General features: G+C 50.2%; 18 protein-coding genes. 12 read left to right on the top strand and 6 right to left on the bottom strand.

The genetic code is table 11. The features are described 5' to 3' along the window. Positions 1–58 precede the first annotated feature (58 nt). The 4 genes from lpxC to argJ all read left to right on the top strand — a co-directional run bounded on the left by lpxC (position 59) and on the right by argJ (position 6,546). On the top strand, positions 59–973 hold the full coding sequence (gene lpxC / locus NX720_RS03020) for a UDP-3-O-acyl-N-acetylglucosamine deacetylase (RefSeq protein WP_262599300.1): 915 nt from the start codon (positions 59–61) through the stop codon (positions 971–973). Between the two features lie 273 nt (positions 974–1,246). Further along, complete coding sequence (locus NX720_RS03015) at positions 1,247–2,182, top strand: M23 family metallopeptidase (protein WP_262599298.1); 936 nt, start codon at positions 1,247–1,249, stop codon at positions 2,180–2,182. A 263-nt stretch (positions 2,183–2,445) separates the two neighbouring features. Further along, on the top strand, positions 2,446–5,187 hold the full coding sequence (secA, locus tag NX720_RS03010) for a preprotein translocase subunit SecA (RefSeq protein WP_262599296.1): 2,742 nt from the start codon (positions 2,446–2,448) through the stop codon (positions 5,185–5,187). 141 nt (positions 5,188–5,328) lie between these two features. Further along, positions 5,329–6,546, top strand: a complete 1,218-nt coding sequence (argJ, locus tag NX720_RS03005; protein ID WP_262599295.1) for a bifunctional glutamate N-acetyltransferase/amino-acid acetyltransferase ArgJ — start codon at positions 5,329–5,331, stop codon at positions 6,544–6,546. Positions 6,547–6,590: 44 nt separating this feature from the next. Here the strand turns inward: argJ and NX720_RS03000 are convergent, their stop codons facing one another. Then, positions 6,591–6,827 (bottom strand): BrnA antitoxin family protein, encoded by a 237-nt coding sequence (locus tag NX720_RS03000; protein ID WP_262599294.1) that lies wholly within the window; start codon positions 6,825–6,827, stop codon positions 6,591–6,593. After that, positions 6,802–7,095, bottom strand: a complete 294-nt coding sequence (locus NX720_RS02995) for a BrnT family toxin (RefSeq protein WP_262599292.1) — start codon at positions 7,093–7,095, stop codon at positions 6,802–6,804. The genes NX720_RS03000 and NX720_RS02995 overlap by 26 nt, the downstream gene beginning before the upstream one ends. Before the next feature lie 219 nt (positions 7,096–7,314). Between NX720_RS02995 and NX720_RS02990 the strand changes: the two genes are divergently transcribed. The 4 genes from NX720_RS02990 to NX720_RS02975 all read left to right on the top strand — a co-directional run bounded on the left by NX720_RS02990 (position 7,315) and on the right by NX720_RS02975 (position 10,517). Continuing rightward, a complete protein-coding gene (locus NX720_RS02990) occupies positions 7,315–7,647 on the top strand; it encodes an SH3 domain-containing protein (RefSeq protein WP_262599291.1) in 333 nt (110 codons plus the stop codon). 10 nt (positions 7,648–7,657) lie between these two features. Further along, positions 7,658–8,056, top strand: coding sequence for a VOC family protein (locus tag NX720_RS02985; RefSeq protein ID WP_262599290.1), 399 nt, complete (start codon positions 7,658–7,660; stop codon positions 8,054–8,056). Between the two features lie 122 nt (positions 8,057–8,178). Next, positions 8,179–9,198 carry a Nudix family hydrolase gene (locus tag NX720_RS02980; protein WP_262599288.1) on the top strand — a complete coding sequence of 340 codons (1,020 nt, stop codon included), beginning with the start codon at positions 8,179–8,181 and terminating at the stop codon, positions 9,196–9,198. 26 nt (positions 9,199–9,224) lie between these two features. Further along, positions 9,225–10,517: a hypothetical protein gene (locus tag NX720_RS02975; protein ID WP_262599287.1), complete on the top strand. Its 1,293-nt coding sequence runs from the start codon at positions 9,225–9,227 to the stop codon at positions 10,515–10,517. Here the strand turns inward: NX720_RS02975 and yacG are convergent. Together yacG and NX720_RS02965 are read right to left on the bottom strand one after the other, a co-directional pair. Next, complete coding sequence (gene yacG, locus NX720_RS02970) at positions 10,483–10,701, bottom strand: DNA gyrase inhibitor YacG (protein ID WP_262599286.1); 219 nt, start codon at positions 10,699–10,701, stop codon at positions 10,483–10,485. The two genes, NX720_RS02975 and yacG, sit on opposite strands and share 35 nt — an antisense overlap. A 51-nt stretch (positions 10,702–10,752) precedes the next feature. Further along, a complete protein-coding gene (locus NX720_RS02965) occupies positions 10,753–11,685 on the bottom strand; it encodes an outer membrane protein assembly factor BamD (RefSeq protein ID WP_262599285.1) in 933 nt (310 codons plus the stop codon). A 241-nt stretch (positions 11,686–11,926) separates the two neighbouring features. On the opposite strand from NX720_RS02965, the gene rluD reads away from it, so the two are divergent. The 3 genes from rluD to clpB are packed head-to-tail and all read left to right on the top strand — an operon-like array spanning position 11,927 to position 16,300. Then, on the top strand, positions 11,927–12,886 hold the full coding sequence (gene rluD, locus NX720_RS02960; RefSeq protein WP_262599284.1) for a 23S rRNA pseudouridine(1911/1915/1917) synthase RluD: 960 nt from the start codon (positions 11,927–11,929) through the stop codon (positions 12,884–12,886). A 15-nt stretch (positions 12,887–12,901) separates the two neighbouring features. After that, on the top strand, positions 12,902–13,666 hold the full coding sequence (gene pgeF, locus NX720_RS02955; RefSeq protein ID WP_262599282.1) for a peptidoglycan editing factor PgeF: 765 nt from the start codon (positions 12,902–12,904) through the stop codon (positions 13,664–13,666). Positions 13,667–13,711: 45 nt separating this feature from the next. Beyond that, positions 13,712–16,300, top strand: coding sequence for an ATP-dependent chaperone ClpB (gene clpB / locus NX720_RS02950; RefSeq protein ID WP_262599281.1), 2,589 nt, complete (start codon positions 13,712–13,714; stop codon positions 16,298–16,300). A gap of 118 nt (positions 16,301–16,418) precedes the next feature. Here clpB and NX720_RS02945 read toward each other — a convergent pair whose 3' ends face one another. Beyond that, entirely contained in the window at positions 16,419–19,226 is a 2,808-nt protein-coding gene (locus tag NX720_RS02945) for a WD40 repeat domain-containing protein (protein ID WP_262599279.1), read from the bottom strand. A gap of 70 nt (positions 19,227–19,296) precedes the next feature. On the opposite strand from NX720_RS02945, the gene NX720_RS02940 reads away from it, so the two are divergent. Further along, entirely contained in the window at positions 19,297–20,931 is a 1,635-nt protein-coding gene (locus NX720_RS02940; protein ID WP_262596076.1) for an IS1634 family transposase, read from the top strand. Positions 20,932–21,255: 324 nt separating this feature from the next. Here NX720_RS02940 and NX720_RS02935 read toward each other — a convergent pair whose 3' ends face one another. Continuing rightward, positions 21,256–24,024, bottom strand: coding sequence for a WD40 repeat domain-containing protein (locus NX720_RS02935; protein WP_262599278.1), 2,769 nt, complete (start codon positions 24,022–24,024; stop codon positions 21,256–21,258). Between the last annotated feature and the right edge of the window lie 77 nt (positions 24,025–24,101).

The raw sequence follows: 24,101 nt of genomic DNA, 5'->3' as shown, positions 1-24,101 counted from the left end.
ACAATGAGTCGTTGCATTCAAATAACAGGGACCTTACAGGTCGCGGAATTGCGTAATCATGATCAGACAGCGTACCCTGAAAAACATTATTCGTGCCACGGGAGTAGGGTTACATTCTGGCGAAAAGGTCTATTTGACCCTGAAGCCAGCTCCCGTTGATACAGGTATCATCTTTTGTCGTACGGATCTCGACCCAGTTGTAGAGATACCCGCACGTGCCGGGAATGTGGGGCAGACTACGCTGTGCACATCTCTGCAGAAAGATGGTACTCGTGTAGATACCGTCGAGCATCTTCTGTCTGCCTTGGCAGGACTGGGCATTGATAATGCCTATGTCGAAGTCAGCGCCCACGAAGTGCCTATTATGGATGGCAGTGCCGGTCCTTTCGTTTTCCTGGTTCAGTCTGCGGGCATTCAGGAACAGGATGCACCGAAAAAGTTCATCCGGATCAAAAAAGAAGTCACCGTTTCTGATGGTGATAAAACGGCTACCTTCAAACCTTATGCAGGCTTTAAGGTAAGTTTTACCATCGATTTTGATCATCCGGTATTCAAGAGTCGTTCGCAGACTGCTGCGATTGACTTCTCAAGCACTTCCTTTGTTAAGGAAGTCAGTCGGGCTCGTACATTCGGCTTTATGCGGGATGTAGAGTACCTTCGCTCCCAGAACCTGGCTCTGGGCGGCAGTGTTGATAATGTAGTGGTTGTTGACGACTACCGCATCCTGAATGAGGATGGCCTGCGTTATCACGACGAGTTTGTAAAGCACAAGATGCTGGATGCCATTGGTGACCTGTATCTGCTGGGCAATAGTCTGATTGGTCAGTTTGTTGGCGTTAAGTCCGGCCATGAACTGAACAACAAGCTGGTTCGTCACCTGCTGGAAAACCAGGAAGCGTGGGAAGTGGTCACTTTCGAAGATGCGGAAGTGTCGCCAATTTCTTACCTCAAGCCTGTAGCTGTTACCGCTTAAACGGTATCTGAACTTCAGGGTATGGACTGCTGAAAGAAAGGTCGCTTTTAAAGCGGCCTTTTTTGTACGTGTAGTGATTTGTATCTATAACGATTAATTCCCTGCTCCCGGATTGTTCTCTGGTAGTTTGTTGATCTGTATTCTTGCGGGAATTTGTTTGTCGGTGCTAAAGTCCTTCACTTGTTATAACTCTTGGTTCAGTGTTCCTTGTCCCTGGTCTGATTGGGGTAAGAGAGAGGCTGTATTTAAAAGGCGGGAGCTCAGAGCTTTTTAATGAAAGTCATAGTTGTCAAACAGGATCTTTCACGTACCCGGTCATTTAGGGTCAGTGGACAACGGCTGGCGGTTGCTGTGGCGCTGGTCGTGGTGTTGTCAGTATCTCTGGGTGGTGGCTTAATGTATGGCTTCCTTAAATACGACTCAGGTATGATTCTGACGGAAGAGGGTCTGGAGAACTGGAAGCAGACACTACTGGGTCAGAAACAGGACCTGGCTTCCGTTCGTGAAGATACCGGACGGCAGCTGGATGCTCTGACACTGCGCCTTGCGCAATTACAGGGGCGTATCACACGGCTGGATGCTCTGGGCGAGCGACTGACGTTGTTGTCAAATCTGGACGATGGTGAATTTGATTTCAGCCAGGCACCAGCGCTGGGTGGTCCTGAGCAGCAGCCCAACAGCTTTAAGGTTCACGCTAAACCATCGCTGGCAGAGGCGCTGGACAAGCTGGCGGAACAGATTGATAACCGTGAACAGCAGTTGCAGTTGCTGGATAGTCTGCTGACCAGCAAAGCGCTTGACGATGAAGCGTTTCTTAGTGGGTTGCCCGCTGCCAAAGGCTGGCTGTCATCCGGCTTTGGCCCCCGAACCGATCCGTTTACCGGCAAGGACAGCTGGCATAATGGTATTGACTATGCCGCACCGCGCGGAACTGACATTCTCTCTCTGGGTGCAGGGGTAGTGGTCTGGTCCGGTGACCGGTGGGGTTACGGCAAAATGGTTGAGATTAACCATGGCAATGGTTATGTCACCCGCTACGCTCATAACGAGTCTAATGCCGTGAAAGTGGGCGATATCGTGACCAGAGGACAGGTGATTGCCAAGATGGGAAGTTCAGGTCGTTCTACCGGACCTCATGTTCATCTTGAAGTATTGGAGAACGGCAAGGCTGTCGACCCTCAGCGATATATGTACCGGGCTGCGAAATGATCTGACGATCACAGGCGGTTCGGTAGAGGAAGTGTGGCACAGTGCTTCCAGCTGAACTACATTCTTTCCGGTTGCTCGCCGGAAGGATTGAAAACCGGGCGACGTGTTCATATATAAAAATGGGGATAGAATCTGGTCTACTGCCGTGATTTAACGATTTGCTGTTCGCTGAATCACACAGACTGTACTAGCAGATTTTATGCGGTTTAAGTTTACCGGATTTAGCCCAGTAAACCGGTTGAGAGATAGTCAATCACACAAGTATGTTTGCTTCTTTAGTCAAAAAAATTATTGGTAGCCGTAACGACCGGCAGCTGAAACGAATGCGCAAGCTGGTCAAGGCCGTAAACGCACTGGAAGACAGTATTTCAAGCCTGTCTGATGAAGAGTTGCGTGCCAAAACCCGGGAATTCAAAGACCGCTACCAGCAGGGGGAAACCCTTGACGCCATCTTGCCTGAAGCCTTTGCCGTTGTTCGTGAAGGTGGTAAGCGCAGCATGGGTATGCGCCATTTCGACGTGCAGTTGATTGGTGGCATTACCCTGCACGAAGGTCGTGTAGCGGAAATGCGTACTGGTGAAGGTAAGACTCTGATGGCCACCCTGCCAGCTTACCTGAATGCGATTACCGGCAAAGGCGTTCATGTTGTAACGGTTAACGACTACCTGGCGCGTCGTGATGCCAACTGGATGCGTACCCTATATGAATTCCTTGGCCTGACAGTGGGTGTCGTGGTGCCTCAGCAGGACACAGAAGAAAAACGGGCGGCTTACCTGTCGGACATCACTTACGGTACCAATAACGAGTTTGGCTTTGATTACCTGCGTGACAATATGGCCTTCCGTCAGGAAGATAAGTTTCAGCGGCCTCTGCACTTTGCTGTTGTCGATGAAGTGGACTCCATCCTGATTGACGAAGCCCGTACGCCTCTGATTATCTCGGGTCCGGCGGAAGATTCTTCTGAGCTGTATCGCCAGATGAACGAGCTGGCGCCTAAGCTGGAACGTCAGATTGAAGAAGTGGCCGAAGATGAAGAGCCTACTAAACATTACACTGTTGACGAGAAAACCCGTCAGGTTGAACTGACTGAAGTGGGTCACCAGTTTGTTGAGGAAATGTTGCAGCAGGGTGGTTTGCTGCCAGAAGGTGAGAGCCTCTACTCTTCCCACAACCTGACCATGCTGCATCACGTTAATGCCGCGCTGAAAGCCCATGTACTGTTTACCCGCAACGTTGAGTACATTGTTCAAAACGGTGAAATCCTGCTGGTTGATGAACACACTGGCCGAACCATGCCGGGACGTCGTCTGTCTGAAGGTTTGCATCAGGCACTGGAAGCGAAAGAGAACCTGAAGATTCAGGCGGAAAGCCAGACCATGGCTTCCACCACTTTCCAGAACTACTTCCGGATCTATGAAACACTGTCCGGTATGACCGGTACTGCCGACACCGAAGCATTCGAACTGCGTCAGATTTATGGTCTGGACGTGGTGGTTATTCCTACCCACAAAGAAATGGTGCGTAAGGATCATAATGACCTGGTCTACCTGACCATCAATGAAAAATACGATGCCATCATTGAAGACATCAAAGTGACGGTGGCTGAAGGTCGACCAACTCTGGTGGGTACCGCTTCGATTGATGCCTCCGAGCACCTGTCGGTTGCCCTGGACAAGGCGGGCATCAAGCACAGCGTTCTGAACGCCAAATTCCACGAAAAAGAAGCTGAGATTATCGCCCAGGCCGGTAAGCCGGGTGCAGTGACCATCGCCACCAACATGGCGGGTCGTGGTACCGATATTATTCTGGGTGGTAACTGGGAAGCCGAGCTGGGTGGGATTGAAAACCCAACCAAAGAACAGGAAGACCAGGTTAAGGCTGAATGGCAGCAGCGTCACAAAGGCGTGCTGGATGCCGGTGGTCTGCATATCATCGGTACCGAGCGCCACGAGTCCCGCCGTATTGACAACCAGCTGCGTGGTCGCGCCGGTCGTCAGGGTGACCCGGGTTCTTCCCGCTTCTACCTGTCCCTGGAAGACAACCTGATGCGTATCTTTGCCTCTGACCGGGTGAAGAACTTTATGAAAGCCCTGGGGATGGAAAAGGGTGAAGCGATTGAACACCGCATGGTGTCTAACGCCATCGAAAAAGCCCAGCGCAAGGTAGAGGGCCGTAACTTCGATATTCGTAAGCAATTGCTGGAATACGATGACGTGGCCAATGATCAGCGTAAAGTGGTGTATACCCAGCGTGATGAAATACTGAGTGCCGACAATGTGGTAGAAAACATTGCGGTAATGCGAGAAGACGTTGTTAACGACCTGATCTCTGAATTCATTCCACCACAGAGTCTGGAAGAGCAGTGGGATGTTGAAGGACTGGAGAAGAAGCTGGACACTGAACTGGCGGAAACACTGCCGGTACAGAAGTGGTTGGATGAAGACGACCGTCTGGACGAAGAAGGTCTGCGTCAGCGTATTCATGAATCCGTTGTAGAAAGCTACAAGAAAAAAGAAGAGCTGGCGGGCGAAGAGTCCCTTCGCAACTTCGAGAAGCATATTCTGCTGCGTATTCTGGATGATAAGTGGAAAGAGCACCTGGCGACTATGGATCACCTGCGTCAGGGTATCCATCTGCGAGGCTACGCCCAGAAGAATCCAAAGCAGGAGTACAAGCGTGAAGCCTTTGAGCTGTTCCAGCACATGCTGGAAGATATCAAAGGGGACACCATCCGTATTCTGTCCCATGTACAGGTCCAGCAGGACGACCACACGGCAGAGGAAGAAGAACGTCGTCGTCAGGAAATGGCTCGTCGTATGCAGTTCCAGCACGCTCAGGCGGGCGGTATGGCTGCCGGAGAAGAGTCTGAAGAGGCTCAGGAAGGTGAGGGCGGTGCTCCACATCCGGAGCCTTTCGTCCGTGAAGGACGCAAGGTGGGTCGTAATGAGCCCTGCCCGTGTGGTTCTGGCAAAAAGTTCAAACAGTGTCACGGTAAAATAGCTTAACGCCTGCCGAACAGCACTGAGTCACAGAAACGGGTCGCGCTGGTTATACTTCAGGCGACCCGTTTTTTTGTGTAGTTTTCCTTTTGTGAAAAACTGGGTTAGTTTTATCGACTTTAGAGCAAAGAATAAATGGGAGTCGTTATGGCTGTTGGTTTCGATGTCTGGCCTGATGTTAAAGCTGTTAAAGGGTTTCGTCTGGGAACGGCTGAAGCAGGGATTCGCAAAACAAACCGCCGGGATCTGGTGGTTATGGAGTGGGATGAAGGGGCGAGCGTAGCGGGTGTTTTTACCCTGAATAAATTTTGCGCGGCGCCGGTACATCTTGCTAAAGGCCGCCTTAATCAGAGCCCCCGCTGTTTTGTTATCAATACCGGGAATGCTAATGCCGGTACCGGGCAGCAGGGCATGGAGGCTGCTAAAGAGTCAACCGCTGGTGTTGCAGAGCTGCTGAATATCCCTTCAGAGTCGGTTTTACCCTTTTCTACAGGCGTTATAGGGGAGCAGCTGCCTGTTGACCGGTTGCTGGCGGGTTCGCCCGCGGCTGTAGCAGATTTGTCTGAGGAGGGCTGGTATAAAGCTGGAGAAGGTATTTTAACGACGGATACCCGTCCCAAAGGTGCCAGTCGGCAGTTTGAGGTTGATGGTGTCGTTTATACCGTATCGGGTATCAGTAAAGGATCAGGAATGATTCGCCCGAACATGGCTACTATGCTGGCTTTTATGGCGACCGATGTCCCAGCTGCGCAACCTCTGTTACAAAAACTTCTGAATGATGCTGTAAACCTGTCGTTTAATCGCATTTCTGTGGATGGCGATACTTCAACAAACGACTGCTGCATGTTGGTGGCTACTGGCAAAACAGGTTCAGAACCATTGAACTCTGAGGCATCGGATTTATACGTCGGTTTACGTCAGGCAGTGAATGAAGTAGCGGTGGAGCTGGCTCAGGCCATTGTCCGTGACGGTGAGGGGGCTTCCAAGTTTATTACGGTGAGCGTAGAGCAGGCTGATACTTCGGCAGATGCGCTGGAAGTCGCCTACACCATTGCTCATTCACCATTGGTAAAAACAGCACTGTTTGCCTCAGACCCGAACTGGGGACGCATACTGGCAGCGGTAGGGCGTGCAGAGGTGAATACGCTGGTAATTGAGCGCATTACCATCTGGCTGGGTGATGTCTGCATTGTTGAAAACGGCGAACCAGCTGCTTCGTATACAGAAGCGGCCGGTCAGGCAGTGATGGATAAGGATGAGATCACTATCAGGGTTGCCCTGGGGGCGGGTGATGTCTGCGAACAGATATGGACAACCGACCTTTCCCATGAATACGTTCGTATTAATGCGGAGTATCGCAGTTAGGGGAACGGAGGCATAGAATGATCGCTGTCGGCTATGCCTCCTATCTACCCTTTCCTCTGATGAGCCACATATTCATCAAGTAACTGTCGTATCATTTTTTGATACTGCATACCATATTCTTCAGCAGCTGACTTGAAATATTCAACACTATCAGTACTAAGGGTTATCGTGATTTTGGTGCTGTCATTTTTTAATTTAAGTTCACTTGGGGATGGCAGAAAATCAGCTACTAGCTTAGTGTCGCCTATGGGTTCGTCAGTGTACTGAATTTGCTTGCTCATAAAGCTTTTTCCCTTTTCTCCAGTAACCGGCACCAATTATCCGGATTCGGTTAGTCCTGTATGTAAACCGCACAGTGAGGACGCCTGTTTGCTCTTTATCCAGTCCAAAGCAGAAATAGCGTTTTTCTTCCTGACTGTGTCCCATATCTTCAGCAATAATCCGTTTTTGATCGTAAAAGGCATATTGTGCGTCATAGAATGAAACCCCATGCTTTTCCTGATTGGACAAGTTTTTTACCTCGTCCCATTCAAAACTGCTTTCAGACATCGTCAATAATAGTATCTATATGGCAATTTAACCATACTAGCATATGACTTCAATGAGCTTGACGTATTGCGCAGGTTGGGTAGAGTAAATGGGTTTATTCTTCTCAAGCTGAGTCAACAGTAACAATTTTTACCATGGGGGGATGAACCTGTATGATTAATATCATCAGTGATTAATGCTTAATGTTGTCCCTATGAATGACTGTTATGAACTACCACAATGAAAACAATCACAGTAATAAAATCTCATAGATCCAACTACCCAAATCCAATCTCATTTGAAAAAGGGGATCTACTTTCCGTAGGCGTGCATGACGATGAATATGCTGGCTGGGTGAGAGTAACAACAAGGGATGGAAATGAAGGTTGGGCTCCAGAGCAATATATTGAACTTCATTCTGATCAGTGGATTGCTATCGAAAGTTACAGCTCAAAAGAGCTGAATACAACAGTCGGTGAAAAATTACTCGTACTCCATGAACTGAACGAATGGGTATGGGTACAGAACTCCCATGATAGATATGGCTGGATTCCATTAAAAACAACGAAGTAATGGTAAAAAAATGATTCCAAAAACAGCCAAAATGAGAGTTGCCAGACCAACAGATAACTTATCCGATATAACCCAAATGTATGTTAATGGGCTTGGCTTTGAATTACTGGGAGAGTTCGTTGGTCATAATGGCTTTGATGGCTCAATCATTGGTCATCAAAATCACAACTACCATCTTGAGTTTACACATCATGTAGGCACAGAGGTTGGCAAAGCTCCCTCTAAAGACAGCTTGCTTGTTTTCTACTTCACTGACTCACAAGAATGGCAAGCCTGCTGCCAAAAAATGAGTAAGGCGGGATTTATCGAAGTTGCTCCCTATAACGCCTACTGGGGTATCTCCGGTAAAACCTATGAAGATTTGGATGGCTATAGAGTTGTCTTACAGAATAGAGAGTGGTCAGCCTGACTCACCTACCAGCTTTTCCCATGAGTCGCATTAATGCGGAGTATGGCAGTTAATTATTCTTTTAAATTCTATTCTTTCACTGATTCACGCAGTAGCCATAACCCTTAAATTATGGCTACTCTATGTCTTTATTCCGATACCATGAAATGAGCTTTACCATGGCGAAACAACAACCGGACCAAAAGCAGTCTGACAACGTCGTGCATGTTGCAGTGGCTGTGATTCGTGGCGACGATGGTCGAATACTGGTGGCCAAAAGGCCGGACGACAAACATCTGGGTGGTTTGTGGGAATTTCCCGGTGGTAAGGTCGAGCTGGATGAGGATTTAAAAGAAGCGCTTAACCGGGAATTGGTGGAAGAGCTGGATATCACCGTCAGTCAGTTTCAGCCTTTGATCGCAATTCAGCATCAGTATCCTGAAAAGACGGTACTGCTTGATACCTGGCTGGTGTCGGGTGTTAACGGCACGCCAAAAGGGAATGAAGGGCAGGCGGTGCAATGGGTTGAACCTGACGACCTGACCGGCCTGGACTTTCCTCCGGCCAATGAACCTATTGTTAACGCTGTTTTACTGCCCCGCCAATATATGGTGACCGGGTTGTTTTCTTCTGCGGCCGAGCTGATTGAAAAGGTCAGCCGACAGCTTGAGAATGGACTTCGCCTGATTCAGTTCCGGGCTCCCTGGTTGCAGGAGAAGCCTTATCTGCACCTGGCTCGTGAACTGCACCATCTGTGTCAGCCGTTTAATGCAAAGTTGTTGTTAAAGGGTAATCCTGAATTATTGCAGGAGACATGGTGTGACGGTATTCACCTGCGCTCTGATCAGTTGAGTATCCCGGTTTCCGAGTGGAAAAAATACCGTCGTGAGGGGCAGTGGCTGGCTGCCTCCTGTCACAATGAAGAACAGCTGAAGGCCGCCGAAAAGGCAGGTATGGACTTTGTAACACTGTCACCCGTACGGCCAACCAAATCCCATCCGGGGCGTTTGTCTATGGGGCAGGAGAAGGCAACCGAATTGACCCGGTGCAGCACGGTGCCGGTATACTGGCTTGGCGGTTTAGGGCGTTCCGATGAGGCGCTGGCCATTGATTGTGGTGCTCAGGGCGTTGCCGGAATCGGTGCCTTCTGGTCTATCAATTAGTTTTTCTTTTAACAGGCAGGGACGCCATGCTGGAAAAGCTTCGAAAATTGGCAGGAGACTATGGTTTTTCCGGATTTGGCAGATCCGGTTCGAAGTCATTAAGACGTGGGAAGCATCAGTTTCGAGAGGTGTCTACAGCCTCTTTGTCGCCTGAAATTCCCCGTGATCCTGGCCCGTATACTGAATCCGGAACCCGGCAGGTTGCTCATCATGACTCTGCCACCACCAATCACTATTATTCTCGGACAGGCCAGACGGGTTCAGGCATTATCCCTTCCATGAACACCCTTCCACACAATAAATTCTGGACGCTTGTACAAGGCCAGGGTGATGACAGTGATACCGTTGACCATAAACGGATGTTTGTCAGTTCTGAGTTGCCTGAAGCTAAAGTGTATTCCGGTGAATGGCACGTCAAGACGCCAGGGCGCGAATCAACCGGTGTAAAGCTTAAACGTTACTTACAGAAAATGATGTACTGGATTACCGGGCAACGCTATAAAGCCGATTATTACGACAACAAGCAGTTGCTGGCTCAGAAAGAAGTGCTGGCAGCCAATGTTTACAGGGAAGTGGTGGGTACGGAAGGTGACGATCACTTTAACCGTGTTTATCAAGTTGGCTATTCCATGAAAGAGGCTGAAACGTCTTCTGGCGAAGAGGAACATTGTATTGCCAGCAGGCATCTGCAGGACTATGAAAGCGGCTATCGTCTGGTTCAGAATCCTTCAGACCGCTCTTCACCGGTACATTTTACCCGCTTCCATAAAACTCATAATCCCGTGGTGGACTTAGTTGTGCGAAGGTTTCTGCTGGGTGATGAGGATTATCTGAAACTGGATAACTATATGTTTATTCAGGATTCGGACAGACAAAACCAGTCAGCCGAAGAAGAGGCAGGGCAGCGTTTGGTGAATATTGATTTTGGCATGTCTTTCTACAATCGTTGCCAACTGCCCTCTAAATGCACCCTTACACAGTTTCGTCAGAAAATGATGTCGCCTTCCATTAAGCACCGAAGCCAGTATCGTGGCCGTCACACCATGCATACCGTGATTAAGGCGATGGAGCGCAGTGGTGAGGATGTTGATGCATTGATGAAGGATGCACTGGGCCTGATAGCAAGAATGAGTGACGAAAAGCTGAACGGGCTGGTGGGACATGTGCACAAGCCTCAAGCCCGTTCAGCGCTATTGCGCATACTGAAATTCAAGCGCGACCAGGCGGCGGCCATTATTGAGCCAGAAAGTCATGACTGGCCTGAAGAACCTGGTCGCATGACACTCAGCGCCCTGGTTGGTCGAGTTCGTCGGACATAGCGTCGTCAAAATCAGGTTGACCAGGAATTGAATGTTCCTCGTTTGCCCAGGCACCGAAGTCAATCAGTTTGCAGCGTTCAGAACAGAATGGGCGGTATTGGTTTTCCTTTTTCCATTCAACCGACTTGTTGCAGTTGGGGCATTTCACGGTAGTTGGCATGACTAAAAGTAAATCCTCTTTCATTAAAAAAGCCTCTGCAGGCAGAGGCTTTTATTATTCAGTTCCGGGAGCAGGTCACTGACCCTTGGCGGGTGGTTTTGGCGTTTCTTCCTGAGAAAGGTCCGGAATGCCCTCTAGCTGCTTGTTAACGCCAGAATCCCCCAGCAGGCCAAAGGTAACGGTATAGAGCAGTGATGGGTTCACATCACCAAAAGACTGATAACCGATGAACTCACCTTTCTCGTTCAGGGCGTCAGACTCCGGATAGTTCAGGCGCAGAACTTCCAGCGCTTCGTTCGCTGGTTCGATCAGACCCATACGCTGATAACCTTCCACCATAATCGCCAGGGCTTCGGGTACAGCCGGAGTTTTTTGCAGATTTTCAACCACGTAACGACCACGGTTGGTAGCTGCCACATAGGCTTTACGCTTCATGTAGTAATTGGCGGCGTGAATCTCGTAAGCGGCCAACCGGTTGCGCAGGGCGACCATGCGTTGACGGGCATCCGGGGCATAGCGGCTGTCCGGGTAACGGTTCAGCAGTTCGGAAAATTCACTAAACGATTGCCGGGCCTGACCAGGGTCACGCTTGGAGTAATCCAGTGGCAGATAACGTTCCAGTAGCCCCATGGCTGAAGTGTTGGACGCCAGTCCTTTCATATACAGGGCGTAGTCAGCGTTTGGATGATTGGGATGCAGGCGCAGGAAGCGGTCGGCAGCGGCACGAACAGCTTCCGGCTCGGAGTTCATGAAGTAGGCGTAAATAATATCCAGCTGGGACTGTTCAGCAAAGCTGCCAAAGGGGTAGCGGGACTCCAGAGTACGAAGCGTTTTAATGGCATCATTGTACCGACTATTGTCGATAGAATGGGTGGCCATTTTGTACATTTCGGCTTCTGACAGCGTCTCCGGTACTTCTTCATCCGGAGTGGACGCGCAGCCCACCAGTGCGGCACTAATAAACAGTGCGTACAGGATGCGGGTAATATTGATCTTGAATACTCTCATGACTTTTATCGGTTTCCGTACTCCGGCATGCATTTTTACGGATAGGGATCAGCGGCGATTCACCCTAATCTGCACCGGTGGATATGATAAACTACCGGGTTTGTTAATCCGTCTAATTTAAACACAGTCCGCCAGAAACGGAAAGAAAGCACACAGGAGAATTGCTCCGGGGGTGTAGTTTAGCCGTTTATAGTGACCATGTAGTAGGCGGGCGTATCTTTTTTGTTTGAGAATTATTTGAATGAGTGAACAATTCGATCAGCAGGTTGTTGTGCCTGACGAGTTAGGGGCTAAGCGCTTCGACCAAATCGCTGCCGCCTGTTTCCCCGACTTTTCCAGGGCACGCCTGCAGGAGTGGATCAAAAGTGGTGACCTGCTGGTCGATGGTGAGCAGCGTAAGCCTAAGGAAAAACTGGTGGGTGGTGAGACCCTGTCGTTGTCCGTGGTGGTCGAAGACGCTGAACACTGGGAAGCCGAAGAGATTCCACTGGCCATTGCCTATGAAGACGACGATATTCTGGTGATCAATAAGCCAGCGGGTCTGGTGGTTCACCCGGCAGCGGGCAACCGCAGCGGCACTCTGCTGAATGGACTTTTGTTCCATTGTCCTGGTCTGGCATCAGTGCCTCGAGCAGGTATTGTTCATCGTCTGGATAAAGACACCACCGGTCTGATGGTGGTGGCTAAAAACCTTGCGGCACATACTGATCTGGTGGCGCAGTTGCAGGAGCGTTCGGTCAGTCGTGAATATGAAGCCATTACCTACGGTGTTATGACGGCGGGTGGAACCGTTGATCAGCCTATTGGCCGTCACGCCACCAACCGTTTGAAGATGGCCGTCACTGCCGGTGGCAAACCTTCAGTCACCCATTACCGGGTGCTGCAAAAATACCGAAACCACACCCATATCCGCTGTAAGCTTGAAACCGGCCGTACTCACCAGATTCGCGTACATATGGGCCATATCCGTTACCCGCTGTTTGGTGATGAGACATACGCTGGTCGCCTGCGCCTGCCAAAAGGTTGTGGCGAGGAGATGATCGAACAGCTGCGTAGTTTCCGCCGTCAGGCGCTGCATGCCCGTCGTCTGGGCCTGATCCACCCGGCAACCGGTGAGTTTATGGAGTGGGAAGCGCCCCTGCCTGATGATATGGTGAGCCTGCTGGCACTTCTGGCAGAAGATGCCAACGAGACTAAATAACCCGAGACAGTTCCTATGACCTTTGAACACCGCTACCTGATTCCCGACTGGCCAGCTCCGGCTCGTGTTAAAGCTTGTGTTACCCGGCGGAGTGGCGGTGTCAGTAAGGGCAACTTTAGCAGCTTCAATCTAGGCATGCGTTCCGGGGATGTGCCTGAACATGTGTTGGCTAACCGTCAGCAAATGCGTGAGGATTTTGGCTGGAGCATTGAACCGCAATGGTTAAATCAGGTTCACGGCACGCAGGTCGTGAAAGCTTCAGACAGCGGTGAGGAGCAGGAAGGTGATGCAGCCTGGACGGACGCTGATGGTATGCCCTGTACAGTTCTGACCGCAGACTGCCTGCCAGTATTGTTCTGTGATCGAAAGGGGTCTACCGTCGCAGCCGCTCATGCGGGTTGGAAGGGATTGCAGGCCGGAGTGCTGGAAAATACTTTGAAGGCTATGCCATGCCCTGTGTCAGAGGTTATGGTCTGGCTGGGTCCTGCTATCAGCCAAAAGCATTTTGAGGTGGGGCCGGAGGTTCGTTCTGCTTTTCTTGATATAGATCCTGAGGCAGAAGCCGCCTTTATTCCCGGTATGGGTGATCGCTGGCATGGCGATCTTTATCTGCTGGCACGACAGAGGCTGAGTGCTGCTGGAGTGACCGACATCTTTGGTGGTGGTTACTGCACTTTTGAACAGCAGCAGACGTTTTTTTCTTATCGTCGGGATGGTAAAGAATCAGGCAGGCTGGCAAGTGTCATCTGGCTTGAAAAAATCGATCCGGTCGCCATATAGACAACAGAAGTAAACAATAATGGTGGCAGACGCAGGAGAAAACCAATGCGAGCTGACAGACTAACCAGTAAATTACAGTCCGCACTGTCTGATGCGCAGTCGCTGGCAATCGGCAAAGATCATAACCAGATTGAACCGGTGCATCTGCTGATAGCTTTGATTGACCAGCAGGGTGGTTCAGTCAGGCCGCTGTTAATGCAGACCGGCTTTAATATTCAACAGCTGTCGGAAGAGTTGAATCAGTTACTGAACCAGGTGCCTGTTATCAAGAACCCGACAGGTGACATACAGCCATCGCAGAATACTCTCAGAATACTCAACCTTTCAGACAAAAAAGCCCAGCAGGAAGGTGACCAGTTTATTTCCAGTGAAACCGTATTGCTGGCAATGATGGAAGGTAATACTCCGCTGGCAAAACTACTGAACAGTCAGGGAGTCAGCAGGCAGGCACTGGACAACGCTATTAAAAACATTCGTGGTGGTGAAACGGTTGATGATCCGAATGCTGAAGATAATCGCAACTCCCTGAGTAAATACACGGTGGATTTAACGGCTCTGGCCGAACAGAGCAAGCTGGATCCGGTGATTGGTCGTGACGATGAAATCCGTCGTACGATTCAGGTGTTACAGCGTCGAACCAAAAATAACCCGGTGATTATTGGTGAACCCGGTGTTGGTAAAACAGCCATCGTTGAAGGTCTGGCTCAGCGAATAGTCAACGGCGAAGTGCCGGAAGGTATTAAAGGTAAGCGGCTGTTATCGCTGGATATGGGCTCCCTGATTGCCGGTGCCAAGTTCCGTGGCGAGTTTGAAGAACGCCTGAAAGCTGTACTGAATGACCTTTCCAAACAGGAAGGCCAGATCATACTGTTTATTGATGAACTGCATACTATGGTGGGCGCGGGTAAGGCTGATGGTGCCATGGATGCCGGTAATATGCTCAAGCCCGCTTTGGCTCGTGGTGAGCTCCACTGTGTCGGTGCAACGACACTGGATGAATATCGTCAGTACATTGAAAAGGATGCCGCCCTTGAGCGTCGTTTTCAGAAAGTGCTGGTGGATGAACCCACTGAGGAAGATGCCATTGCCATTCTGCGTGGCCTGAAAGAGCGCTATGAGGTGCATCACGGTGTGGATATCACCGACCCGGCGATTGTTGCGGCGGCACGGTTGTCGCAGCGCTATATCACTGACCGGCAGTTGCCGGATAAGGCGATTGACCTGATCGACGAAGCAGCCAGCCGGATTCGCATGGAGATGGATTCCAAGCCCGAAGCCATGGATCGTCTTGAACGCCGTCTGATCCAGTTGAAAATTGAGCAGGAGGCGCTAAAGAAAGAAGACGACAGTGCTTCTAAAGAACGTCTCAGTCGTTTAAATGAGCAGGTGGCAGAGCTGGAGCGGGAATACTCTGACCTGGAAGATGTCTGGAAAACCGAGAAGACGGTTCTGAACGGTTCGCAAAAGTTGCGGGAAGAAAAAGAGCAGTTGTTGATTGAGCTTGAAGCGGCGCGCCGTCAGGGTGATCTGACAAAGATGTCCGAGATTCAGTACGGTCGTCTGCCACAGCTGGAGAAAGAGCTGGAACAGGCAGATGCCGCAGATGCTGGCGACCTGCAATTGCTGCGCAACCGGGTCACGGATGAAGAAATCGCTGAAGTCGTTTCAAAATGGACGGGTATTCCTGTTGCCAAAATGCTGGAAGGAGAACGGGATAAACTGCTGCGCATGGAAGAGGCTCTGCATGACCGGGTGATTGGTCAGGATGAAGCGATTGTTGCTGTTTCCAACGCAGTGCGTCGATCCCGGGCCGGGTTGTCGGACCCGAATCGCCCCAATGGTTCATTTATGTTCCTTGGCCCTACCGGTGTGGGTAAAACAGAGTTGTGTAAAGCCCTGGCACAATTCCTGTTTGACACTGAAGATGCCATTGTGCGGATTGATATGTCCGAATTTATGGAGAAGCATTCAGTCTCCCGTCTGCTGGGAGCACCTCCGGGGTATGTAGGCTACGAAGAAGGTGGTTATCTGACCGAAGCTGTACGTCGTAAGCCGTATTCTGTGGTGCTGATGGATGAAGTTGAAAAAGCGCACCCTGACGTGTTTAACATCCTGTTGCAGGTGCTGGAGGATGGTCGCCTGACGGATGGGCAGGGACGAACTGTTGATTTCAGGAATACCGTTATTGTGATGACGTCGAACCTGGGCTCAGACGTTATTCAGACCATGCAGGGTGAAGACTTTGAAGCGTTGAAATCCACCATGATGGATGTGGTAGGTCAGCATTTTCGGCCCGAGTTTGTGAATCGTATTGATGAGCTGGTAGTGTTCCACCCATTGACTCAGGATCAGATTGAAGGCATTGCCGACATCCAGATTCAGCGTCTGAATAAACGACTGGCTGAAAACGACCTGTCACTGACTCTTTCGGATGAAGCCATGAAAAAACTGGCCCAGGTCGGGTTTGATCCGGTATACGGCGCTCGTCCACTGAAGCGGGCTATTCAGCGCAGTTTGGAGAATCCGCTGGCTGAAGCGATTCTCTCTGGTCGATATGCGCCGGGCGATACGATCAGGGCCATCGTCAGTGATGATAAAATCAGCTTCACTATGAATGAGCACTTAAGGAAGTAGCAGATAAAAATATCCCTCCGTCATTTCCTTTTGCGACAGCCTCCTGTGCGGGAATGGCGGAGGAGCAGGTATTTTTTTACATTATTAATCGATATATTTTCCCCATTAACCAATATGTTTACTTCGTTTCAGAATCCTTGCTCAGAGCCCACACCTTTATGGTCTTGTCATCAGAGGCGGAAGCCAGCCGCCCATCGGCCAATGACGTGACTGAGTACACAATGTGGGTATGCCCTTCCAGCGTCACCACGCATTGCTCCCCGTCGGGTTTGCCCAGATCCCACACCCTTACGGTTTTGTCCCGAGAGCCGGAAGCCAGCCGTCCATCGGTCAATGGCGTGACTGAGTTAACCATGTCGATATGCCCTTCCAGTGTCACCACGCATTGCGCTCCGGCGGGCTTACTCAGATCCCATACCCTTACGATCCCGTCATGAGAGCCGGAAGCCAGCCGCTTATCGGCCAATAACGTGACTGAGTGAATCCAGTGGTTCAGCTTCGCCATGCGTTGCACCCCGTCGAGCTTTTTCAGATCCCACACTTTTACGGTCCCGTCATGAGAGGCGGAAGCCAGCCGCCCATCGGGCAATGGCGTGACTGAGGTCACCCAGCTGGTATGCCCTTCCAGCGTCGCCACGCATTCCTTCCCGGGGGGCTTGCTCAGATCCCACACCTTTACAGTCTTGTCATAAGAGCCGGAAGCCAGCCGCCCATCGGCCAATGGCGTGACTGAGGTCACATAGAAGATATGCCCACTCAGTGTCACTACGCATCGCTCCCCGTCGGGCTTGCTCAGATCCCACACCTTTACGGTTTTGTCCCGAGAGCCGGAAGCCAGCCGCCCATCGGCCAATGACGTGACTGAGTTCACCCAGCTAGTATGCCCCTTCAGCGTCGCCACGCATTGCTTCCCGTCGGGCTTGCTCAGATCCCACACCTTTACGGTCCCGTCAGCAGAGGCGGAAGCCAGCCGCCCATCGGCCAGTGGCGTGACTGAGAGCACCTCCTCGGTATGCCCTTTCAGCGTCGCCACGCATTGCTGCTGAGTACTACTTCCCAGAGAAGTCAGGTATTTATTGCTTGCGGTTCTACGATAAGCAAGCCGTAACAAAGGGTCATCAATTTCACTGTTTGGAACAGCAGGTATGTCCATGTTTTTTATCATTTTTCTATATCTATGCGCTTTCGCAGCAGAGCCATAATATTGATGGGATAGTTTTGTCAGTTTTTCTTTCATGTTGAATGTGTAGAAAACTTCGAAAAAACGCTTAGCTGCTAAACTCCAGTTGTTAACATCACGCCAGGACAAGCCCTTAGCTATTTCAAACAAGATCTCAGGTGGTAGAACCTCTAAAGGCGACACCTCTTTCAGGGAACCAACCGAAACGTCCTCCACAGTCTTTTCTTCTGCCTGGTTGGCAGACAGGTTTGTTGCCCTGCCAAAAAACCAGGTAATTCCAGTAATAAGTGCTGTAAGCAGGTTATTTCCTTTATCTTCCTGCGCCGCAGGTAAAGACAGGTGGGTTGATGGCTTCTCTTTAGCCGCCTCCTGTTTAGCCATGAGGCAGTTTGTGCATAAACCATTGGAGTTTACCTGTGCATTCCCACAGAATGTACATGAGTTGATTTCCGGATTCCCGGAACCGTCTCCTCCTCCCCCGTTGTTACCAAAACTTTTAACCGGCTGACCATGGTTGTTACAGGCATAGCCATCTGGATTATTCCGGGGCAGGTCATTCATTGCTCCGTTTGCTTCTTTCTCTCCTCCGGAGCATCCCACTCCCGAAGGGCAAGATCCCGGAAAAACCGATACGCTAAGTAATCGGGCATTACCCGCTTTTGGGTTCAGGTTGAGATCTTCACAGTGATAGCTAAGGACGTCGGCAAGGGGCGAGTGCTTTTTCAAATAGTTTTCAAGCGTTTCTTTCAATTTATCCGGATCGCTTTCAGCCAGAGCGAGAAACAGTCCCGGATCCCGATCAAGCCCTGCCCGCTTTATTGAACCCCACATTTGCGATGTAACAGGAATCTCCTGTCGCTCCCAACCCCGCCAGGTCACCAGAATAATTTGAGGCCTTAAAACCAGTTTTTTAACCCCCCCGGGCTGACCAGCTGTACCAAAAACACTGACAGCCATCCCAGGCATTCTGCTCATCACTTCAAAGAAAAATAAAGGGCGACGGCCACTCCCTCCGGGTCGCCTTTTAAATGAGTCATCGAGGTCATCGAAGCTGCCGCCACCAGAAGAACCGGTGAGCAGATCATCACGATCACCGGGCAGATTATTTTGTTTAGTGATGTCAGATATGTCCGGCAATGAGCGGCGGGAATAGGGCGAGCCATGATCTTCTGCATTATTACCCTTTTCCAGAACCAACGCTGTCGGGACAACAAGACCGACTGACGGCTTTTCAGACCTGTTCAGTACGCTGGAATCATCTGAGTCAATACCGCTGCAATCTGGTGCAATCCGCCAGCCATCATCCCCTGCAATCGCCAGCCAGCCCGAGCCTTTTCCCGTTAAACGGACACTGGCCACCGACTGCCAGCCGCCTTCGTCTGGCGTGACCTCACCCATTTCTACATTAAGCTCTGTCGAGCCTGAAATCGTGGGAGGATAGGAGTAGCCCCCTTCAAAGACTTTAGCCGCTCTTCGGAAACAAATACGCAAGCTGTCGTTTTTACAACCATCCCAGCGGGTATAAACCTGGTTTTTTTCTGGCTGAACAAAATCACTGGAGGTCTTGTTGATTTCATAAGAAAAAAGAAGAGAAGGCGCATCTCTGGCAAGCACTATCTGACTGATTTTAACTGCCGCCTTATTTGAGGGACTGTCCCGCCACATCCATTCTGGCAGGATGGAAAAAGCACTTCCGTATCCAGTCATCGGTAAAAAAAATGCCATGGCAAACAATAAAACCGACATCCACCACCCAACATGACATTTTCCTAATACCTGCTATCTATCAGATAAGCAAATATCAAGAAGCCTTGTTATGCCTCCTATTCAATACCACTCTCAGGTCATGGATCATCTCGGTCTAGTGGCTGGAATGTGCAAAGAGCTGGGCATTGCCGACCATATCGACAGGCGCGCGCCCAAAGTATCTGACGAATGGAACATCTCCCACGGTGAGGCCGTTGTCGCGATGATTATCAATGGCCTCGGCTTTACGGGGCAGTCTCTCCACATGTTCCCTCAGTTCTTCTCCAATAAACCCCTCGATAAACTGATCAGAGAGGGGATTGAGCCCGAACACATAAACGACAAAGTTCTTGGAAGAACACTGGATGAACTGTTTGAACTGGGTGTCAGTAAAGTCTATTTTGAGCTGGCTATCAAGGTGGCTACGCATCTCAAATTGCCATGTGATGCACTCAACCTTGATGGCACAGGATTTCACGTCGATGGCCGTTATAACAGCGAGGAGGAAGTAAGTGACGAGGACCTCAATTGCATCAGGCTTTGCAAGGGCTACAGCCGAGATCATCGTCCTGACCTGAACCAGGCCATATTGCTCCTGCTGACCGAAAACCGGGCAGGCATTCCGATGTTTATGAAAGCAGCCAGCGGTAATGTGACGGACAAGACCAGTTTCAAACAAGTGGTTTCTGAGCATATAAAGAGCTTCAAGGCGGCACTGAATGCCCGTTACTTCATCGGTGATGCTGCATTGTATGTGGCTGAAACCGTTCAGGAACTGAGTCAGCAGGATCAGTTGTTTATCTCCAGAGTTCCTCTCAACATTGGTGCAGCCAAAGAACTGGTTCAAAGTGCGCCATTGCGCTCAATGGTTGAGGTTGAAGGGTTTGAGCATTACGAATCTGTAGAGACTCTGTCTGACTATGCAGGTGTCGTACAACGTTGGGTACTGTTTCGAAATAATCAAAGCCAGAAAACAGAACAGAAGACACTGACAAGGCGTATGCAGAAAAAGTCCCTGAAGGAGTTCAAGGAACTTGAGAAATTGGGCAAGAAGCCATTCTGTTGCGAATCGGATGCCATGGAAGCTTTCAAGCTATGGCAAAAACAGTCCGTATACTGCCAGGCTGAACCTGAGATCATCGAGAGTCCCTGCTATAAAACCAAAGGCCGTCCTGCTGATGGGACGGTTCCCGACCACTATGAATATTATGTGACAGGCTCCTGCACGGTTGCTGTACAGACTCGTCGTGATGCAGAAGCATCGTTGGGTTGTTTTGTTCTGGCAACCAACGATACAGATACAGTCCGGCTTGACGCTGGCGAACTACTGAGGACGTATAAATCCCAGCAGCAGGTTGAGAGAGGTTTTCGCTTCCTGAAGAGCCCTGATTTTCTGGTGTCTTCACTGTATCTCAAAAAACCTGAGCGTATTGAGGCCCTGTTAATGGTGATGACACTCTGTCTTATGGTCTATGCTGCAATTCAGCATCGAATCCGCTATGAACTGAAAAGGCAGAGCCGAACGTTCCCGGACATGAAGAAGAAACCAGCCCAGAACCCAACGGGCAGATGGGTTTTCCTGTGCTTTGATGGGATTCATGTGCTGTCGGTTAACGGGACGGAGAAACACATGGTTGGAATATCAGAGAGGCAATCGACGATCATTTTTATTTTGGGCTCAACGTACCAAGAAATTTATTCCTGAATAGGGTGGTGAATGACGGATAAAAGCAACTGATCAATGACGATCAGCTTAATTGTTTTCATAAGGACACAAAACCTTGAGTTAGGAGTAGCGGTCAAAGATAGAGCCAATGAAGAAAGCGGCCAAACTGTTCGACGACACAGACCGCTTATCCTGAACCGGTTCACGGCAAAAAAAGCTTTTTTCCCACTCTTTTCTCACCAGACCGCCCTCTGGCTATCTTAGTAGCATCAGGACAGGCCGCTGCGCGGCGACTTTTAGCTCAGACACTACTGGTATTTTTTACATTATTAATCGATATATTTTCCCCATTAACCAATATGTTTACTTCGTTTCAGAATTTTTGCTCAGAACCCACACCTTTATGGTCTTGTCATCAGAGGCGGAAGCCAGCCGCCCATCGGCCAATGGCGTGACTGAGTTCACCTTGCTGGTATGCCCCTTCAGCGTCACCACGCATTGTTCCCCGTCGGGCTTGCTCAGATCCCACACCCTTAAAGTTTTGTCAACAGAGGCGGAAGCCAGCCGCCCATCGGTCAATGGCGTGACTGATGACACCGTGCAGGTATACCCCTTCAGCGTCACCACGCATTGCTCCCCGTCGGGCTTGCTCAGATCCCAAACCTTTATGGTCTCGCCCCTAGAAGCGGAAGCCAGCCGCCCATCGGCCAATGGCGTGACTGAGTAAACTGAGTCGATATGCTTGAGTGTCGCCACGCATTGCCTTCCGGTGGGCTTGCTCAGATCCCACACCTTTACGGTCCCGTCCCAAGAAGCGGAAGCCAGCCGCCCATCGGTCAATGGCGTGACTGATTCCACCCAGAAGGTATGCCCGCTAAGTGTCGCCACGCATTGCTTCCCGTTGGGCTTGCTCAGATCCCAAACCTTTATGGTCTTGTCCCAAGAAGCGGAAGCCAGCCGCCCATCGGCCAATGCAGTGACGCTCACCTTGCTGGTATGCCCTTTCAGTGTCACCACGCATTGCTTCCCATCGGGTTTGCTCAGATCCCACACCCTTATGGTTTCGTCAACAGAGGCGGAAGCCAGCCGCCCATCGGCCAATTGCGTGACTGAGTCTACCCCCTTCAGTGTCACCACGCATTGCTTCCCATCGGGCTTGCTCAGATCCCACACCCTTATGGTTTGGTCATCAGAGGCGGAAGCCAGCCGCCCATCGGCCAGTGGCGTGACTGAGCGCACCTCCTCGGTATGCCCTTCCAGCGTCGCCACGCATTGCTGCTGAGTACTACTTCCCAGAGAAGTCAGGTATTTATTGCTTTTGTATCTTTGATAAGCAAGCCGTAACAAAGGGTCATCAATTTCACTGTTTGGAACAGCAGGTAAATCCATGTTTTTTATTCTTTCTCTATACGCTTCCTCAGCAGAGCCATAATATTGATGGGATAGTTTTGTCAGTTTTTCTTTTATGTTGAATGTGTAGAAAACTTCGAAAAAACGCTTAGCTGCTAAACTCCAGCGATTAACATCACGCCATGACAAGCCCTTAGCTATTTCAAACAAGATCTCAGGTGGTAGAGTCTGCAAAGTCGATACCTTTTTCAGGGGATTAACCGAAACGTCCTCCGCAGTCTTTTCTTCTGCCTGGTTGGCAGACGGATTTGTTGCCCTGCCAAAAAACCAGGTAATTCCAGTAAGGTGGGTTGATGGCTTCTCTTCAGCCGCCTCCTGTTTAGCCATGAGGCAGTTTGTGCATAAACCATTGGAGTTTACCTGTGCATTCCCGCAGAGTGTACATGAGTTGATTTCCGGATTCCCGGAACCGTCTCCTCCTCCCCCGTTGTTACCAAAACTTTTAACCGGCTGACCATGGTTGTTATGGGCATAGCCATCTGGATTATTCCGGGGCAGGTCATTCATTGCTCCGTTTGCTTCTTTCTCTCCTCCGGAGTATCCCACTCCCGAAGGGCAAGAGCCCGGAAAAACCGATACGCTAAGTAATCGGGCATTACCCGCTTTTGGGTTCAGGTTGAGATCTTCACAGTGATAGCTAAGGACGTCGGCAAGGGGCGAGTGCTTTTTCGAATAGTTTTCAAGCGTTTCTTTCAATTTATCCGGATCGCTTTCAGCCAAAGCGAGAAACAGTCCCGGATCCCGATCAAGCCCTGCCCGCTTTATTGAACCCCACATTTGCGATGTAACAGGAATCTCCTGTCGCTCCCAATCCCGCCAGATCACCAGAATAATTTGAGGTCTTAAAACCAGTTTTTTAACCTCCTCGGGCTGACCTGCTGTACCAAAAACACTGACAGCCACCCCAAGCATTCTGCTCATCACTTCAAAGAAAAATAAAGGGCGGCGGTGATTCCCTCCGGGTCTCCTTTTAAATAAGTCATCGTGGTCATCGAAGCTGCCGCCACCAGAAGAACCGGTGAGCAGATCATCACGATCACCGGGCAGATTATTTTGTTTAGTGATGTCAGATATGTCCGGCAATGAGCGGCGGGAATAGGGCGAGCCATGATTTTCTGCATTATTACCCTTTTTCAGAACCAACGCTGTCGGGACTGCAAGATCGACTGACGGCTTGCCAGACCTGTTCAGTACGCTGGAATCATCTGAGTCAATACCGCTGCAATCCGGTGCAATCCGCCAGCCATCATCCCCTGCAATCGCCAGCCAGCCCGAGCCTTTTCCCGTTAAACGGACACTGGCCATCGACTGCCAGCCGCCTTCGTCTGGCGTGACCTCACCCATTTCTACATTAAGCTCTGTCGAGCCTGAAATCGTGGGAGGATAGGAGTAGCCCTCTTCAAAGACTTTAGCCGCTCTTCGGAAACAAATACGCAAGCTGTCGTTTTTACAACCATCCCAGCGGGTATAAACCTGGTTTTTTTCTGGCTGAACAAAATCACTGGAGGTCCTGTTGATTTCATAAGAAAAAAGAAGAGAAGGCGCATCATTGGCAAGCACTATCTGACTGATTTTAACTGCCGCCTTATTTGAGGGACTGTTCCACCCCATCCATTCTGGCAGGATGGAAAAAGCACTTCCGTATCCAGTCATCGGTAAAAAAAATGCCACGGCAAACAATAAAAGCAGCTGATTAATAACGATCAGCTTAATTGTTTTCATAAGGACACAAAACCTTGAGTTAGGGGAGTGGCATAACAAACTTTACCGGAGTATCTTTCCTGCTTACTCCCTCTGTG

The organism is Endozoicomonas euniceicola (assembly GCF_025562755.1).
In the GTDB taxonomy this organism is placed as follows: Bacteria; Pseudomonadota; Gammaproteobacteria; order Pseudomonadales; family Endozoicomonadaceae; genus Endozoicomonas_A; species Endozoicomonas_A euniceicola.
The sequence above is the reverse complement of the archived record's forward strand: the minus strand, read 5'-3'. Positions and strand labels throughout refer to the sequence as shown.